Source organism: Candidatus Kapaibacterium sp., from assembly GCA_023957315.1.
In the GTDB taxonomy this organism is placed as follows: Bacteria; Bacteroidota; Ignavibacteria; order Kapaibacteriales; family UBA2268; genus PGYU01.
Map to the genome: position 1 here is coordinate 193635 of JAMLHE010000002.1, position 15494 is coordinate 209128.

At 40.7% G+C, this 15494-nt stretch carries 12 protein-coding genes and 1 pseudogene; 1 reads left to right on the forward strand and 12 read right to left on the reverse strand.

What is annotated here, in order from left to right; all coding sequences use genetic code 11:
• Window position 1: 1 nt before the first annotated feature.
• The 10 genes and pseudogenes from M9949_02630 to lnt all read right to left on the reverse strand — a co-directional run bounded on the left by M9949_02630 (window position 2) and on the right by lnt (window position 8930).
• The gene (locus M9949_02630; protein ID MCO5250301.1) at window positions 2–1483 is read right to left on the reverse strand and encodes an FAD-binding oxidoreductase; all 1482 of its coding nucleotides are present in this window, start codon (window positions 1481–1483) and stop codon (window positions 2–4) included.
• 9 nt (window positions 1484–1492) lie between these two features.
• Complete coding sequence (locus tag M9949_02635) at window positions 1493–1708, reverse strand: hypothetical protein (protein MCO5250302.1); 216 nt, start codon at window positions 1706–1708, stop codon at window positions 1493–1495.
• Complete coding sequence (locus M9949_02640) at window positions 1705–2226, reverse strand: hypothetical protein (protein MCO5250303.1); 522 nt, start codon at window positions 2224–2226, stop codon at window positions 1705–1707. The genes M9949_02635 and M9949_02640 overlap by 4 nt, the downstream gene beginning before the upstream one ends.
• 18 nt (window positions 2227–2244) lie before the next feature.
• Window positions 2245–3744: an acetyl-CoA carboxylase biotin carboxylase subunit gene (locus tag M9949_02645; protein ID MCO5250304.1), complete on the reverse strand. Its 1500-nt coding sequence runs from the start codon at window positions 3742–3744 to the stop codon at window positions 2245–2247.
• Between the two features lie 72 nt (window positions 3745–3816).
• Window positions 3817–5025 (reverse strand): HD domain-containing protein, encoded by a 1209-nt coding sequence (locus M9949_02650; GenBank protein ID MCO5250305.1) that lies wholly within the window; start codon window positions 5023–5025, stop codon window positions 3817–3819.
• 9 nt (window positions 5026–5034) lie between these two features.
• Window positions 5035–5655, reverse strand: a complete 621-nt coding sequence (locus tag M9949_02655) for a response regulator (GenBank protein MCO5250306.1) — start codon at window positions 5653–5655, stop codon at window positions 5035–5037.
• Between the two features lie 151 nt (window positions 5656–5806).
• A pseudogene (gene csrA / locus M9949_02660) lies at window positions 5807–5959 on the reverse strand (carbon storage regulator CsrA).
• Between the two features lie 3 nt (window positions 5960–5962).
• On the reverse strand, window positions 5963–6388 hold the full coding sequence (gene fliW, locus M9949_02665; protein MCO5250307.1) for a flagellar assembly protein FliW: 426 nt from the start codon (window positions 6386–6388) through the stop codon (window positions 5963–5965).
• 91 nt (window positions 6389–6479) lie between these two features.
• Window positions 6480–7256, reverse strand: coding sequence for a flagellar motor protein MotB (locus M9949_02670; protein ID MCO5250308.1), 777 nt, complete (start codon window positions 7254–7256; stop codon window positions 6480–6482).
• Window positions 7257–7286: 30 nt separating this feature from the next.
• Entirely contained in the window at window positions 7287–8930 is a 1644-nt protein-coding gene (gene lnt, locus M9949_02675; protein MCO5250309.1) for an apolipoprotein N-acyltransferase, read from the reverse strand.
• A 93-nt stretch (window positions 8931–9023) separates the two neighbouring features.
• Between lnt and M9949_02680 the strand changes: the two genes are divergently transcribed.
• Entirely contained in the window at window positions 9024–12437 is a 3414-nt protein-coding gene (locus M9949_02680) for a T9SS type A sorting domain-containing protein (protein ID MCO5250310.1), read from the forward strand.
• Here M9949_02680 and M9949_02685 read toward each other — a convergent pair.
• Entirely contained in the window at window positions 12427–13338 is a 912-nt protein-coding gene (locus tag M9949_02685; protein MCO5250311.1) for a hypothetical protein, read from the reverse strand. The genes M9949_02680 and M9949_02685 overlap by 11 nt on opposite strands.
• Window positions 13339–15483, reverse strand: coding sequence for a T9SS type A sorting domain-containing protein (locus M9949_02690; GenBank protein ID MCO5250312.1), 2145 nt, complete (start codon window positions 15481–15483; stop codon window positions 13339–13341).
• Window positions 15484–15494: the final 11 nt, after the last annotated feature.

Genomic DNA, 15494 nt, shown 5'->3' on the forward strand with positions numbered 1-15494 from the left:
TTTATATCTTATTAATATCAAACATAGTTCCGATTCCGAATAATAATTTAGGGTCGAAATACTTTTTAATTTCAATCATATCGTCAACGGTTTTATCGCCGTACATTTTTCGTAAATACTTTTTCTTGAGCTTCCCGATTCCGTGCTCAGCCGATACTGTCCCCGAAAGTGCGAGCGTTTTGTCTATGCACTTATCGTAAATTTGTAGTGCAAGTGCGTATTCTTCCTCATTTTGGCAAAAAATATTTGCGTGGAGATGGCTATTGCCAATATGTCCGAAAATTACGTATTGCAAGGGTAAATTGCCAAAAATGTCGGAATAAAAGCGGAATAATTCGGGGAAATGCTCAATTGGCACTGCTGTATCGAGCCCAACTTTCTTTTGGCTGTTCTCGGTCAAATTTTCGTAAACTTGGAGTGGCAATTCATGTCGGAATTCTGCCATTTCCTTGTGTTCTTTGTCATTTAGTGCAATCCATGTGTCGTCGCTTAATCCCGTATATTTTTGAATCATCGCGTACCATTCGCCCATGATTTCGTCCTCCTTGGGAGTCGAATATTCTTGCTCGAACCAAATTCCGGCTATTGCTTTTTCGGGAATTTGCGGAAATTTGGGGCGAAGCAAATTAAGTGATGGATTATCGAAATATTCTATTAATCTCGCAGAAATAGTTTTAACAGATTCTAGATTGGATTTGTTGTTAATTAGGCTCAAATCACGAATTTCAATTACAAAATCGAGCAATTTATCGGCATCATCGAAAAAGACAATTCCACCGATTATTGATTCCGGCAAAGGCAATACTTTGAGCGTAATTTCGGCAATTGCTGCGATTGTGCCTTCATTTCCGATGAACAAATCAATTGCGTCCATATTCTCGTGAGCAAAATAACCCGTGGCATTTTTAGTAGCGGGCATTTTGTAAACAGGTAATTGCAATTCGTACTTTTTGCCACTTTCGGAATTAAAAGATAATTTATAAGAATCGGCAAAAATTTCACCACGCTTGAGTGAAATTATTTCGCCATCGGGCAAAATCAATTTTAATCCCAAAATATGCTCGCGAATTGCACCGTATTTAAAGGTCCGCGAGCCTGATGCGTTTGTGGCAACATTTCCCCCAATAAATGAATTCATCTCAGTGGGATTTGGCGCCAAAAAGTAGCCCCGCGGTCGGAGAAAATCGTCCAATTCATTCAAAGAGACGCCCGCTTGAACTGTGACTTTGCCATCGCCGAAAGCGGAAATGCTTTTCAATAATTCAGTAGAAATAACTGCACCGTCATTTGGGACTCTTGAACCTGTGATGCCCGTTCCGGCACCTGAAAATGTCATTGGAATGTTTTGCTCAAAGCAGCTTTTTATAGCTTGGCGCAATTCGTCAAAATCCTCAGGAATATAGACTATATCGGCATTACCGTGCATATTCGACGAATCGAATGTATAGGGATGAATTGTATCTGTTTCAGTTTTGATAATCATAACGCTAATCTAATCCTTCCACGATTCCGGGTCTATACCCAATTCTGTTTCCGCTAAACGAATCAAATCCTCGAGTTCTAAGAACCAATCTGTTTGCGTATGCGGCTTCAGCGGTTCATCGTAATATGCCATTATATAACCCGCAGATTCTTCGTCCTTGATATATGAGACGTAATTCAATCCGGGTCTCTTGAAAATATCGGCTATTTGGGCGAATTTTTTCATGAGGGTTCAATTTCGATTAATATTGAATCTTTGTCAACGGTGCTGCCTTCCTGAACTTTCAACGAAACAACTTTCCCTGCAATAGTTGATTTCAGTACATTTTCCATTTTCATAGCTTCTACGATTAGCAACTTTTCTCCCGGAACTACGGTCATGCCTTCTTCTACGAAGATTTTGATGATTAATCCGGGCATTGGCGCCTTGACTATTCCTGCTCCTGAGCCTGCTGCTTTGCCTGATTGACGGATAAATTTTTCGAGTAAATATGTGGTCGAATCAGTCACATCAACTTTGTAGTCCATGCCGTTCAAGCTGATGGTAATGGTATTGCGGTCATTCACGAATAGTTCTACTTGGTAGATTTTGCTGTTTACGATGAATGAAAAAACATTGTCGGAAAACTTTTTGAGCAATTCCACTTCGTATTGCTTATCGTTGATGATTACCGATTTGTGGCAATCAGTTTCACAATGTGCTTTGTATTCGTTATTATTTATTTTAAGTACTAAATTTTCCATTTTCTCATTTGATTTTCGTTAAACTAAACGGCGCAAGTATAAATTTTTCTCTTTCCATTTGCTGATTTTCGGCTGTGTATCAGTGGCACGATTTGCATTTTGGGACATTTTCCAGCCCCAAGTTGCAATTGCGGCAACGATTTCCTCGTGTTCGTTTTTCATTCGGTTCAGCGATTCAAAATCGAATGAATGTTCGATGAATCCTGTGTCGAAATATCCGTAGCGAAATTCCGGATGTTGCATTACTGCGAGCAAAAACGGAATAATCGTCCGAACACCTTTGATTTTGTAATTTCGCAGCGCCATTTCCATACGATTAATCGCTTCGATTCTGTCGCGACCGAAAGTAATCAACTTGGCGAGCATCGGGTCGAAATGTATCGTAACTTCCGAGCCTGTTTCGACGCCCGAATCAACTCTCACACCGTATCCGGCAGGTTGGCGATAGTATGAAATTTTGCCTGTGTCGGGCAAAAATCCATTGAAGGAATCTTCTGCGTAAATCCGGCATTCCAAGGCATGACCATTTAGCTTAATATCTTCCTGCTTGTAGGACAAGACTTGTCCATATGCAATTTTGATTTGCTCTTTTACAAGGTTAATTCCTGTCACCAATTCAGTCACGGGATGCTCCACTTGCAAACGCGTATTCATTTCGAGGAAATAATAGTTTTTGTTCCTGTCAAGCAAAAACTCGATTGTTCCGGCATTTGCATAATTGCATGCTTTTGCTGCTTCAACTGCTACTTTGCCCATTTCTTCGCGAAGTTCGGGTGTGAGTACAGTTGAAGTTGCCTCTTCGATAACTTTTTGGTGGCGACGTTGAATAGAGCAATCGCGTTCGCCGAGATGAATGTAATTGCCATGTTCGTCGGCAAGCACTTGTATTTCGATATGCTTAGGGTTTTCGATATATTTTTCGATATAAACCGATTCATCGCCAAATGCCTTCATAGCTTCACGCTTGGCAGCTTCCAAAGATGGGGCAAGGTCGCTTGATTCAAATACTTTCCGCATTCCTTTGCCGCCACCGCCAGCTGCAGCTTTGAGCAAAATTGGATAGCCGATTTCTGTAGCTATTTCAATGGCGCGGTCGGTATCGGTGATTTTTTCTTTCGTTCCGGGCACAATCGGCACTCCGGCGTTGAACATCAGTTCGCGAGCGCGGGTTTTGTTGCCCATCATTTCGATTGAAGTGTGCGAGGGACCTATGAATTTAAGCCCGGCATCTGTGACTGCTTTGGCAAATTCGGCTCGTTCGGACAAAAATCCGTACCCCGGATGAATTGCTTCGGCATCGGAATTCTTTGCTATTTCGATGATTTGAGCCATATCGAGATAGGCATCTTTCGGGGTCTCGCCTTCGACGCGATAAGCATAATCAGCATAATTTACAAATTGTGCCGTCCGGTCAATTTCGTGATATATTGCTACGGTTTCAATTCCCATTTCTCGGGATGAACGCATTATTCGGACCGCTATTTCGCCACGGTTGGCAATCAGTATTCGTTTGAACATCAATTTTTCTTAAATTAATAATAACATTTTTTAGACGTGAAGAGTGCTTTTTGATTTAAAATTTCTCTATCTCTAACACACATGCTGAAAATTGGAATACAAAGTCTTGATTGAAACGTTGCCGAGCATCTTGTCTTTGTAATCATCTTTGATTTTTTGTGCAGCCATGCTCAATTCTTCTGTCTTGATTCCTGCCGAGCACGAATTCCATGCCTCCAAAAATGCGGCTAACTGGTCGGCAGCCCGGATGCACTCGCCGTCGTGAGGATTAAAGCGGTCTTCGTTATATTTTGAATTCAAATCATCAATTGAAATATTGTCGAGTTCGACTTTTCCGTTAAGATGTATCTTGTTTTTGAATTCGTCCAGAACGTAGTATTGGATTTCTTCCATCCATTTTTTTTCAATTAGTGGGAATATTTCCTTTTCGGCGAGACTCATTTCCAATTCTTTGATTAGATTGTCAAATTCGTCCGACGAGCGTTTTACAGGTGAAATGATGTCACGAGTGACGGCTTCGGGCAAATCGTGGAAGAGCCCTCCGAAAAAGCTGTTGTAAAGCCTTTGCGGACATGCGTTATTTTCGCGAGCAAAGAAATATGCTATTGTCGCAACCAGCAAAGTATGCCCCAAAACTGCTGTTTTCGGCACTCGCGGGACTTGTGCCCAGCGGATTTGGAATCTCAATTGTCCGCATAAATCTACAAAATTTGAAATTGTGTGCTTATTGGTTAGCCGCTGAATTCCGATTAAATCATTGAAATTGGCAATGCTGTTCAAAAGTTCTGTTTCGATTCTAATATTTTGATAATTAAAAGGATTAGATTGTTTGATTATCTGGAATTCCCAATAGCTTGCATAAATATGAGCCGCATCGAGCACTCGCATACTTATTTCATTCGGGTCGGATTCTGTGAACAAAAAATCGGCAATTTCATCGAGCAAAATCTTGCTTTCGATTTTTGGCTCTAATTGCGTATAGACGTATTGGTTAAGCTTCTCGAAAACTTTTTTGTTCTTTTTGACTTCACGGTAAATCGGGGATTTGATGTCGCTTATGACGATTCGCCTGATTAGCTCGTAAATTCCAAACTTGATGATTTTTTGCCAATCAATTTTGGCTCCCCTCGATTCTTCGTATTTCGCAAGGCAATATGCTATAATCATTTTGTGGGCGTGTTTGTCCATTTCGATTAAATCCATTGCCCGAATTCTATCGTTCCAGCGTTGGATATGAAATCCTCTGAACAATTCATTCAAAAGGGAAAAATTTACTATCATTTAGAACTCCTATTTTTTGGATTTCAAGAGCATTTTCTTTATTGATTCGATGCTGCGTTTTTCGTCGTCTTGATAATGTTGTAAGAGTTGGTCTTGTTTGACAGAAGTTTTAGAACTGCTTTTCTCTTTTTCGGCTAATTGTATTTTAGGTGTAACCCTTGTTTTTAAAATATCTTCGGAATCATTATTTTTGAGGAAATCTTCCGAAGGTTGCAATTCGCCGGAGTATTCGCCCTTCGCAACCATATCGAGCTTATCTTTGCCAAACACATCGAGCAATTTGTCATAAATTGTAGCGCGTGTGAATGGCTTGGAAATGAAACCGGCTGTGCCTGTTTTGACGGCTAAACCTAAATTTTCAACATCGGATAAAGCTGAAACCATCAAAACGGGGATATTTTGCGTTGTACGAATTTTCTTCAGTATTTTCAAAGTCAAATGTCCTGAAAGCTCTGGCATCAATATATCCAAGACTATTAGGTGTGGTCTGTGCTCTACTGCGAGAGCTATGCCGTCAAATCCGTTAGATGCAAGAAAAGTTTTTTTGAATCCGTAGCTTTGCAAAGTCTTAGATAAAATTCTTTGCATCCATATGTCATCATCAATTACAAGAGTAGAATACTCAATCATTTGAATCTTCCTTGTTGGATTGGATTTTGGAGGCTACATTGATTTGGCTTACTTTGTCTGTGTCGTTTGTGCCCCAAGTGACTTGGCTTGCAGAAATCGCATTTTTCAGAGCTACGATTTGGGTTCTTGCGGCATGACGGTTTATCTCAATAATTTTATCGTAAACTTCCTTACGGTGTACAGCTACCGTTTTTGGAGCAGCGATGCCCAATCTTACTACGCCTCTGTCATAACTTAACACAGTAACCGTCACAGTCGAGCCGATATTAATTACTTCACCAATTTTTCTTGACAATACCAGCATCGTTTACTCCGTCGCTCCTGTAGCAGTTTTATTATTGCTAATAAGGTGATTTGTCGAATACTTATCGGTAGTCAATATGATTTGCTCGCCGGTTTTTTTGTTTACGTCCACCACGACCGGAGCTTTCAAATTGGCTGTCATTCTGCCAAGTTCGTCTTCGAGAGTGATGATGACAAAAAGCGCTTGAATATTGAAATCGAAATGATTGCCCGGGCTATAGTCAAGTTCAAGCAACCAAGGGCTTAGTAGTGGGAATCCGATGTCGGGACTTTCGAGGCTCAGCAACCATTTGAATGGCACTGTTTCTTCCTCACTGATTAGCACATAATTTTTCAAATCCTCGAATCCTAAAATACCTTCGGGGAAATGAATTACGTGTTCATCCTCAATTTCGATGTCACCGAATTGCAAAGTTGTAATCTTCTTCATATTTTCAATTTATTTCGCAATTTATTATTTGTCATACTATTAAAATTAAGAAAGATTTCTGAAATTAAAAAATATTAGTGCAAATATCGTGCTAATTTTCAATTTCTTGATTATTTTTATATCCGTCCGTCGAAGGCATGTCTCCGGTCAAAGGTCCGATGTTAATTTCGACTCTTCGATTTCGAGCTTTCCCTTCGGGGCTTATGTTGTCGGCAATCGGGCGTTGAGGACCGAATCCGCGAATCACCAAGTTGTAATCGGGCACTCCTTTTCGTATCATCGAATATGCAACGTTTACAGCCCGCGCCGAAGACAAATGCCAATTAGATTCGTACTGAAAAGTTTTTATCGGCACGTTGTCTGTATGCCCATCAATTTCGATTGTCAATTGCCAATTGCTTAAAATAGACGAAATTGAATCTAATGCACGACTGCCATCGGGAACAAGTTCGGCTTTTCCGGACGGGAAAAGCAATTTCTCCTGCATAATCAGTTTAAATCCCGAATCATTACGTTCGATAGCTACTCCACCCGCTTCAATAAAAGTAGCTAATTTCTCTTCGAGTTCTTCGGAAATCTCTTCCATATTGCGTGACGATGCCTCAGGCAAAATTGCTTCAGGCACTCCATCCTTCATGCCTTCCAAAACACCGCTGCCACCATCTAAAGGAGACTTATCCGAAGATTTGAAATAACCCGAGAATGCAGCCGCATATTCCTTAAACTTCTCTTGGTCCACCTGTGCAGTCGAGTACAGTACCACAAACAATCCCAACAGCAATGTAATCAAATCCGCATAGGTTATCAAGTACCGATCTGCACCGGTATTATGATGCGTTTTGTGATATGTTCGCCCTTTTTTTATCAAAATACTTTACTAATATACTATTATATCGTACTATTGACGCTTTTCTTGATTCTTTTTTGAGAAAAATGAGAATAAAAGCGAAATAAGTAAAATCAATGAAAAAGCAATGGGCAAATAATCTCGGTAGCGGACATAAAATGTGAGATTGTCCATCAAGGGCAATTGCTCGATTGATGCTATTCGAGTGTATTGAGGCAGAATGGAAATTGAACTGCCTGTTGGAGTTATGAAGCCGGACACGCCGCTATTAGCACAACGTGCCAAATATCGGCGATTTTCGATTGCTCGCAAAGCAGCTATAATATAATGTTGCTCAGGTCCCGGAGTGTAATCATACCAAGCATCGTTTGTGATTACCGACATTACATTTGCACCTTTGGCTGTAAACTCCGCGACAAACGACGGATAAATTGATTCGATACAAATAATTGGGGCAATTTGGAATTTTGCATTTTCCGTTTCGACAAGTAAATTTATTTGCTCCAATCCACGTCCCCAAGCGGAAATCCCAACTCCCCATTCAAACCACGAACGCATGAAAAGCAAATATTCGGCATAGGGCATTCGCTCAGCAAAAGGCGTCAATCTCATTTTCCTATATGTTTGTGGCTCGGACGATTGCACAGGGTTGACCAGCATCGCTGAATTGTATGATTCGTATATCTGAGTCGAATCCCAAGGATAGACTCTTGCAGTCGGAGGAGTTTGGAGGCTATCTTCAAAAAATCTAATTTCGGCAAATCCCATCATCAATGGCACACCCGTAGCCAAAACTCTCTCGTAAAACATGTAATATTCGTAAATGTTTTCTACATTTGTATGCTTGGGGTATGATGTTTCGCTCCAAATGAACAAATCCGGCTTACCACTGACTGCTCTAACCGAGTCTTCAAGAGCAAAGTGCATCATTACTTGACTATCCACTCCACCTTCCCACTTTCTCCATGGATTAATATTTGGTTGGACAACTCCAATTTTCGCCGAAGGATATTCGAGTTTGAGTTTGTCGTGACTGTACTCAGATTTTGCCCATATTCCGTAAATCAACGGGAAAATTATAATTGCAGCTAATAAAATGTATGCTTTCCGTATGAATTTGCTATTTGCCGCCCCAATCTGACTTCTTTTCCTATATTCGAGTATAATTCTCAAAATCAGCACATTTGCCGAAAGCACTAAAAACGATGCTCCCCAAATTCCGGTAATATCTATGAATTGAATCCAAATTGAATTGTAAAATTGCGTATTGCCATAGGTCAGCCATGGATATGAAAATTCGCCCAAGGAATGTGCCCATTCAAATGCTACCCAAATGAATGGAAATAGATTGAGTGCTACTGTTGCTGAATAACGGCGTTTGAATATATTGAAAATAATGAATGGAATCATGAAGAAAAATGGATGCGCTATGGCGAGTGCGATTGCAGATGCCGTCAGATACGGGTCAGTATCAGCTTGCCAACTGCCTATCCACCAGTTTGTTCCGGCATGATATATGAAAAAGGTAAGATATAGCTTCAAGAACATGCGGCGTGGGTGCGATTCCGAAGCGAAAATGAACAAAATTGGTATAAATGCCACAAAAGCCAACATAAAAAATGGCAATGGTGGAAATGAAAGTGCAAGCAAAATTCCGCTAATCAGGGATAGAAATGTATTTTGAAACTTTTTCACGTTTTGAGTTTTTATAATATTGTTTGATAATAAACGATTAACAAATTTAACGATGAATTTTGAATTAATAATTAAGATTTGACAGAAACCGAGATGATTTTCAAAAAAACTTTGCTTTTTTTACTGACTTTTTGCTTTGCTATCCCAATATATGGAATTGAACTGCCGCACCCCAAACCGCTGATGAGAAAACTTGAGTTTGCGAAAGAGAGGGAAAGTGAGGGTGGCGAACTGAGAGTACGTAGAATAGAAGCGATTAAGCAATCCGAAAAGATGAGACACGAACTATACGGGAAATCTCCCGAATTGATGTCTGCACAACCCGAGTGGAAATGTATCGGACCTTTTAATATTTCGGGGAGAATCCGTTCCATCGTAGTTCACCCTTCAAATCCGGGACAAATTTATATCGGAGCAGCAGCCGGTGGCGTTTGGAAAACTCATGATAACGGTGTGCATTGGACTCCATTGTTCGATTTCGAAAATTCCATTTCGTTTGGCTCCTTAGCTCTCGACCCTATTGACCCTGAGATTATTTACGCTGCCACCGGCGAAATGATTATCGGTGGCGGTATTTCATATCTGGGCTCTGGGGTTTATCGTTCGTCAAATGGCGGTAAAAATTGGGATTTGATTGGACTTCCCGATGTGGGAGCTTTCTCTAAGATTTATGTTCATCCTTCAGACCGTAATTTAATCATTGCCGGTGGTGCCGAAAGCAACGGGGGGCTTTATATTTCTCTTGATATGGGCAAAAATTGGAATCGCAAAATTACCGGAAATATTACTGATATTTCGCTCAATCCTACCAATAAGAACGAAATGTTCATCGCTGTAAATGGCGATGGAGTCTATTATACAGGAAATATGGGCGAAAATTGGACGAAAAAATCATCAGGTATCACAAATATCGGTGGGCGGATTTCAGTTCAAGCATCGGCATCAGATTTTTCAATTGCTTATGCACTCGTCGAACGCAGCAATTCACGAGCGGCAATCTTCAAAACGACGGATAGAGGCAATGAATGGAATATGGTACACGACGGTGACCATGCTTTCTTCAGAGGGCAAGGTTTTTATAATAATTATTTGGCTGTGCATCCCACAAATCCGAACATAGTCCTTGCAGGTGGAATTGACTTATGGAGAACAGCAAACGGCGGTAGTTCATGGCAATCTGTTTCTGATAATACTCAAAAGGAACGCATGCACGTGGATAATCATCATGCTGCTTTTTCGCCCCTTAATCCTAACGTTGTTTACAATGCTACTGACGGCGGTATTTATATGAGTTCCGATGCCGGAATTTCTTGGAAAGACATCAATGCAAATTTGGCGATTACTCAATTTTATGCAATTTCTACCGATTTGATGCAGCCGTATAGAGATTATGGCGGCACCCAAGACAATGGAACTATCGGCAGCAGAAATAACGAATGGGGTAAATATATTTCGGGCGATGGATTTGATTTGTTCCTTCATCCGGATAACGCTAATATTTTATTCGGAGAGTTATACTACGGTCAAATATTCAAATACAAATTCAATTCCTCCGGTAAAAATGATTTGGAATTTCTGTACAATAAGATTCCTGCACAAGATTCGGGAATTTGGCATTCGCCATTTTTGTTAGACAAAAAATTCAGAAGAATCTTCTTGGGACTGCATGCAATTTATGTTTCGTATGATTTTGGCGATACTTTTTTCCCGATTTCCCAGCGAGGCACTCACCAACATACTTCAATTGCATTTTCCGAGCTTGATGCGAAAATATTGTTAGCCGGAAACCGAATCGGGCAAATTTTTCGGTCGAGCGATTCGGGAAAAGAATGGCAACAAATTAACGCTCCGCCAATGCCGAGGCGCACAGTAACCGAGATAAAATTTTCTAAAATTGACAGGGAAACAGCATATGCTACATTCTCGGGATATGGCAAGCCCCATTTGTTCAAGACTACGGATTTGGGCGTCTCATGGTTTGATATTGGCTCAAATTTGCCCGACGTTCCGATTAATGCCTTAGAATTCCACCCAAATGATGAAAATATAATATTTGTCGGTACCGATATTGGCGTTTATGCAAGCTACGACGGCGGTGGTGTGTGGTTTCCGTACGGACATTCTCTATCTCGCAGCCCTGTGATTGATTTGTTGATTCACGATAATACCACAATCTTCCCGCAAATGAAGCTCCGAGCCGGAACTCATGGGCGCTCGATATGGGAAGCCGATATAGTCGATATGCCCCAATTAGCAACGGAAATCACTTCTCCGGCAGGTGGAGAGAATCTAATCGGCACAACGGATTTTCGTATTTCTTGGTCGGGATTTCGCTCTCCTGTTGATATTTCGGTACGATTTGGCGAAAACCAAGAATGGACTGAACTCGCAAGCGGTGTTCACGGGAATTCATTTTTGTGGGCTGTGCCGGATTTAGATGCATTGACCGCGAGAATTTCAATTAGAAGCTCAATTGATGGCGTCACGAGAATTTCAAATTCTTTCAGCATCAAAAAATTGGAAAAGGGCGCTATTTTGCGAACCGGCAATGTTTCAATCGCAAGCTATGGAATTGTGCATGACGGCGGAAATTCATTATGGGTGACAGATTTCGGCGGCAACCAAGTGCACAAGGTAAATCTTGAAGATTTCACAATCACGAAATCGCTAACTTTGCCATATTCGGAATTTTACACAGATATTACAATCAACGAATCGAAAGACCTGCTTTATCTGCATCGGCTCAACGAATCAAGCGGCAACGGCGGCAAAATTATCACTATTGACACCAACGGCAATTTTATTCGCGAATTTGCTACTCCTGCAACGAGCTATCCGATAGGACTTGCATACAGCAATGGAGATTTGTTCGTTGCCGAGCGTGATGTGAATAGGCGGATTTTCCGGATTGATGCTCAAACGGCTGCCGTGAAAAATTCATTCAAAAACCCTTTTGATAATACTTTCGGTCCGCGTGGAATGACATTTTATGAAGGAAATTTATACCAAGTATCAACTCTTTTTATAGCTAATGCTTTGAATCGTTCATCGGCTTTGGTGTTTTCGCCATCATCACCAACTGAAATCATTTCTGACATTCCGCTTTCAACCGCCCAAAATTTTATTAATGCTCGCGGTATTGATGTTGACCCGAACGATTACTCGCTGTGGGCCTGCGATGTCAACGGAAATATTTACAATATCGCTAATGATATGTTATTGACATCAGTTTCGGATAATTTTGAAAAAGATGAGTTATACATTGTACCAAATCCGGCAAGTGAGCATTTTTCACTGTCTTATTTGCCGAAGCAAAGTGGCAATTATTCTTTTGAATTGATTGATTTGACAAGTGTTATTCAAATGAATCAGAGTAAATATTTGCAAGGAAATGAAGCCACCGAAATATTTTTCCGAATATCAAAGCTGAGTAAAGGCTTATATTTCGTCCGAATTAGCAGGGACGGATTGCCAATCAGGCATGAAAAAGTAATTGTTATAAATTAAATTTCAGACCGAATGCTGCTGAAAATGAGCGTGTTAGCCCGTCTGCAGCATAGTCTCTTGCCAGAATCGGCAAGGCTACTTCAAGATGCAATGCTGCGTAGTCAGTCAAATTATTTTTCAGTCCTGCTCTGAGATTGACTGTCGTAAGATTTTGCTCGGTGATTTCATATTTTTCGCTTTCAAAATTATAACGTCGAACGTTGTTTTCCTCATTGCGATGAATTACTTGAATTCCTCCGTAAATGGATGTTTTGTCGAAATTTACAAATTTATCAACTGACAGCATGAAATCCATTCCTCTCCTCATCTTGAATGATTGGTTGTAGTGTAGAGCTGCTTCATCTTCGTCCACCCAATCCTCGTGTAGGAATTTGTTAGAAGTTCTATCATCGGAAAATTGGAAACCCACTCCGAAAACCCAAGTGCTGAGTCTCAAGCTTGCGCCTAACATTAAATCACTTGTTCCTAAACCCGGTTGATATACCATTGGTAAGGAACGCCCTGACTTTTTGCCGTTGGCTTCGCCTGTAGCAAATTTGACTCCGGCAATAAATTTAATTGCGGCATCCTCACTCAGCGACCCAGTAAATCCTGCCGCGATTTTGATATCGCCTAAACCGGACAAAGTCCCGAGATTGCCATTCGTGTAAACATAAGGGAGAATCACCGATACATCCATATTTTCAGACCTGTAATCGAAGGTTAGTAGTGTATTGAATATTACGGTGTTTTCGTCGCCCACACCAAAATATTGCGAAAGCCCCGCTATGTATTTCTCTTCTTCGGGCTGTATGTCCTTATCACCCAACATACTACAAACTCCGGCATCACTGCAACCTTGTGATGCGAGATATGCCGGAGCGAGTAAAATAAATAAAACTACAATTAAAAATTTTGACATTTATCTAATTACATTGATTTTCTCGATATATACTTGACCGCTTTTGATGATTTTCACAAAGTAAACCCCTTGCGGTAGTACCTGATTAGATTTATTCTTGATATCCCAAGATATTGAATGAGTGCCGGAGCTCAACCTTTTGTCAAGCAAAGTGATTAACGATGACCCGTACAAATCGGTAACTTCGATTTTGACATCGCATAGTTTTTGAGTTGAGAATTTGATGTTCAACAATTCGCTTACCGGATTTGGGTAAATTTTCAAATCAACATTGTCGGCTAATTCATCTTCTACGGATGTGCTGACAAGTGTAACGGAAGTAACATTGTGCAAACTTAGCGCCCAAAACGAGCCGCTGTTGTTGTTGATAATGCTTGATGCACGCACGGAGTAATAAACTTTGCCGTCATAATCGAAATTATCGGTATAGGTCAACTCGCTCACCGGTGTCGTGTTTATTTTTTGAAATATGCCGTATTCGGATGTTGAGCGGTAAATTTCGTATCTGAGATTGCCGCTCTTATTTGGAGCATCCCAAGTGATAACTTGTTTTTCATTTTCATCTACAACTACCGAAAGATTTGGCACTTTGGGTACTTCATTCGAATACATCGTCAAAGTTGGGTCGCCCATAAGAGCCGTATGAATTTGCTTCATACCGATTGCATAAATCACACCATTTGGATATTGACTTGTCCATACTATACTTGGTTTGTAAAGATTTTTATTGTTGTGCGATAACAAAGCCGAATAACCAATTGAATGATTGGTTCCCATGTGGTGATAATACCAATGTGGTCTACCGGACCATGAGCAAGTCAAAGCCGAAGGATTGGACGCAAGCGGTGCTCGCAGCAAATTGTTTTTATTGTCCCAATCGCCGAAATAGGAGCCGAAAAGCATAGTGAAAACAGAATTCACAGGAGTATTAGAAAATTTTTCGGAATTTCCAATTCCTCCGGCGCTGGTATAGCTGCCGCCACCACAGCCATAAGCCCAAAGTGCCGAGCTTGTGGATAGTGTTGTGAACCAATCTGCCGCTTGTACATTTTCGTTACCAAGAAGGGATGCCATATTTCGCCATCCGCTTGATGAAAAAGAGGTTTCAATGCCGGGATTCGCCCCGAAATTATCGTCAATTATGCCTTTCTTTTCTAAAAGTTGCTGACCTGTTCTATATAAATGATTTTTGTTCAGGTAATTTCTCAAAAGTTCTGTTTCATTTGTTAATCCGTTATCCTCATTGTGAAATTGCGGCATATCGTATAAGTCAACTCTGCCGACAGCCAATTCCGCCGGAATCGCCATTTCTGTAATATCAAATTTGCCATCGCCCGGGACATTTTTATTAGCTTCTCGCTGCCCTTCTACAACTACGTTGACTGATGCATCAGTAAACCATTGATGTCCGGAAATATAGCCATAATATATATCAGCGGGCCACGCACCGCGATGGTTTGCGTGAGCATCCGGTGCTAAATCTCCCGAATACGGTACTGCAATTCGACCCAAAAGATAAACAGTGTTAATAGCCGGATTTGCTGTATATGCAGCCAGAATTTGATTTTTAGTAGCTATTACTGCTGCACCATTGAAAGCTTCTGCTCGAGCTACCGTAATCATATCTACTCCCCAGCCTTCACCACGTAAATCATCTTTAAGGCGCTCTATTTCACTTTCCAATGGAGTCGCCATAGTTTCATCCACTACAAGCAATACTGTTCCATGGTCATGCTTCGCAGCAATGTTGACTCCGGCACAAGCATAACCGAAGCCCATCATTTGACCGACTTGACTGTCATCATTGGACCCAATTGAAACAAGGAAGAGCATTCGTACCTCATATTCGTATTCCACACCAATTTGAACAGCATTATCTGTAAATTCAGTAATATTGCTATCAAGTGTTGCAATAGGATTCGCACTCCAAAAATTATCTTTCACTAATTTTTTAAATATGAAATAGCTCTTCGCCAATTCGTTATGTTTCCATTTCAATGTGATTGAGGGTGCTTGTTCATCAATTTCAACATTAATCAAAACTGCAAAATCGCTTGAACGTAAAAATCGTGGGTCAGGTTCGGCATTTGCAAAAGCGGAAGCTAATAAATAAGCTATAACTACAAGAAGTAAAACTCTTTTCATGTCTTTTTCCA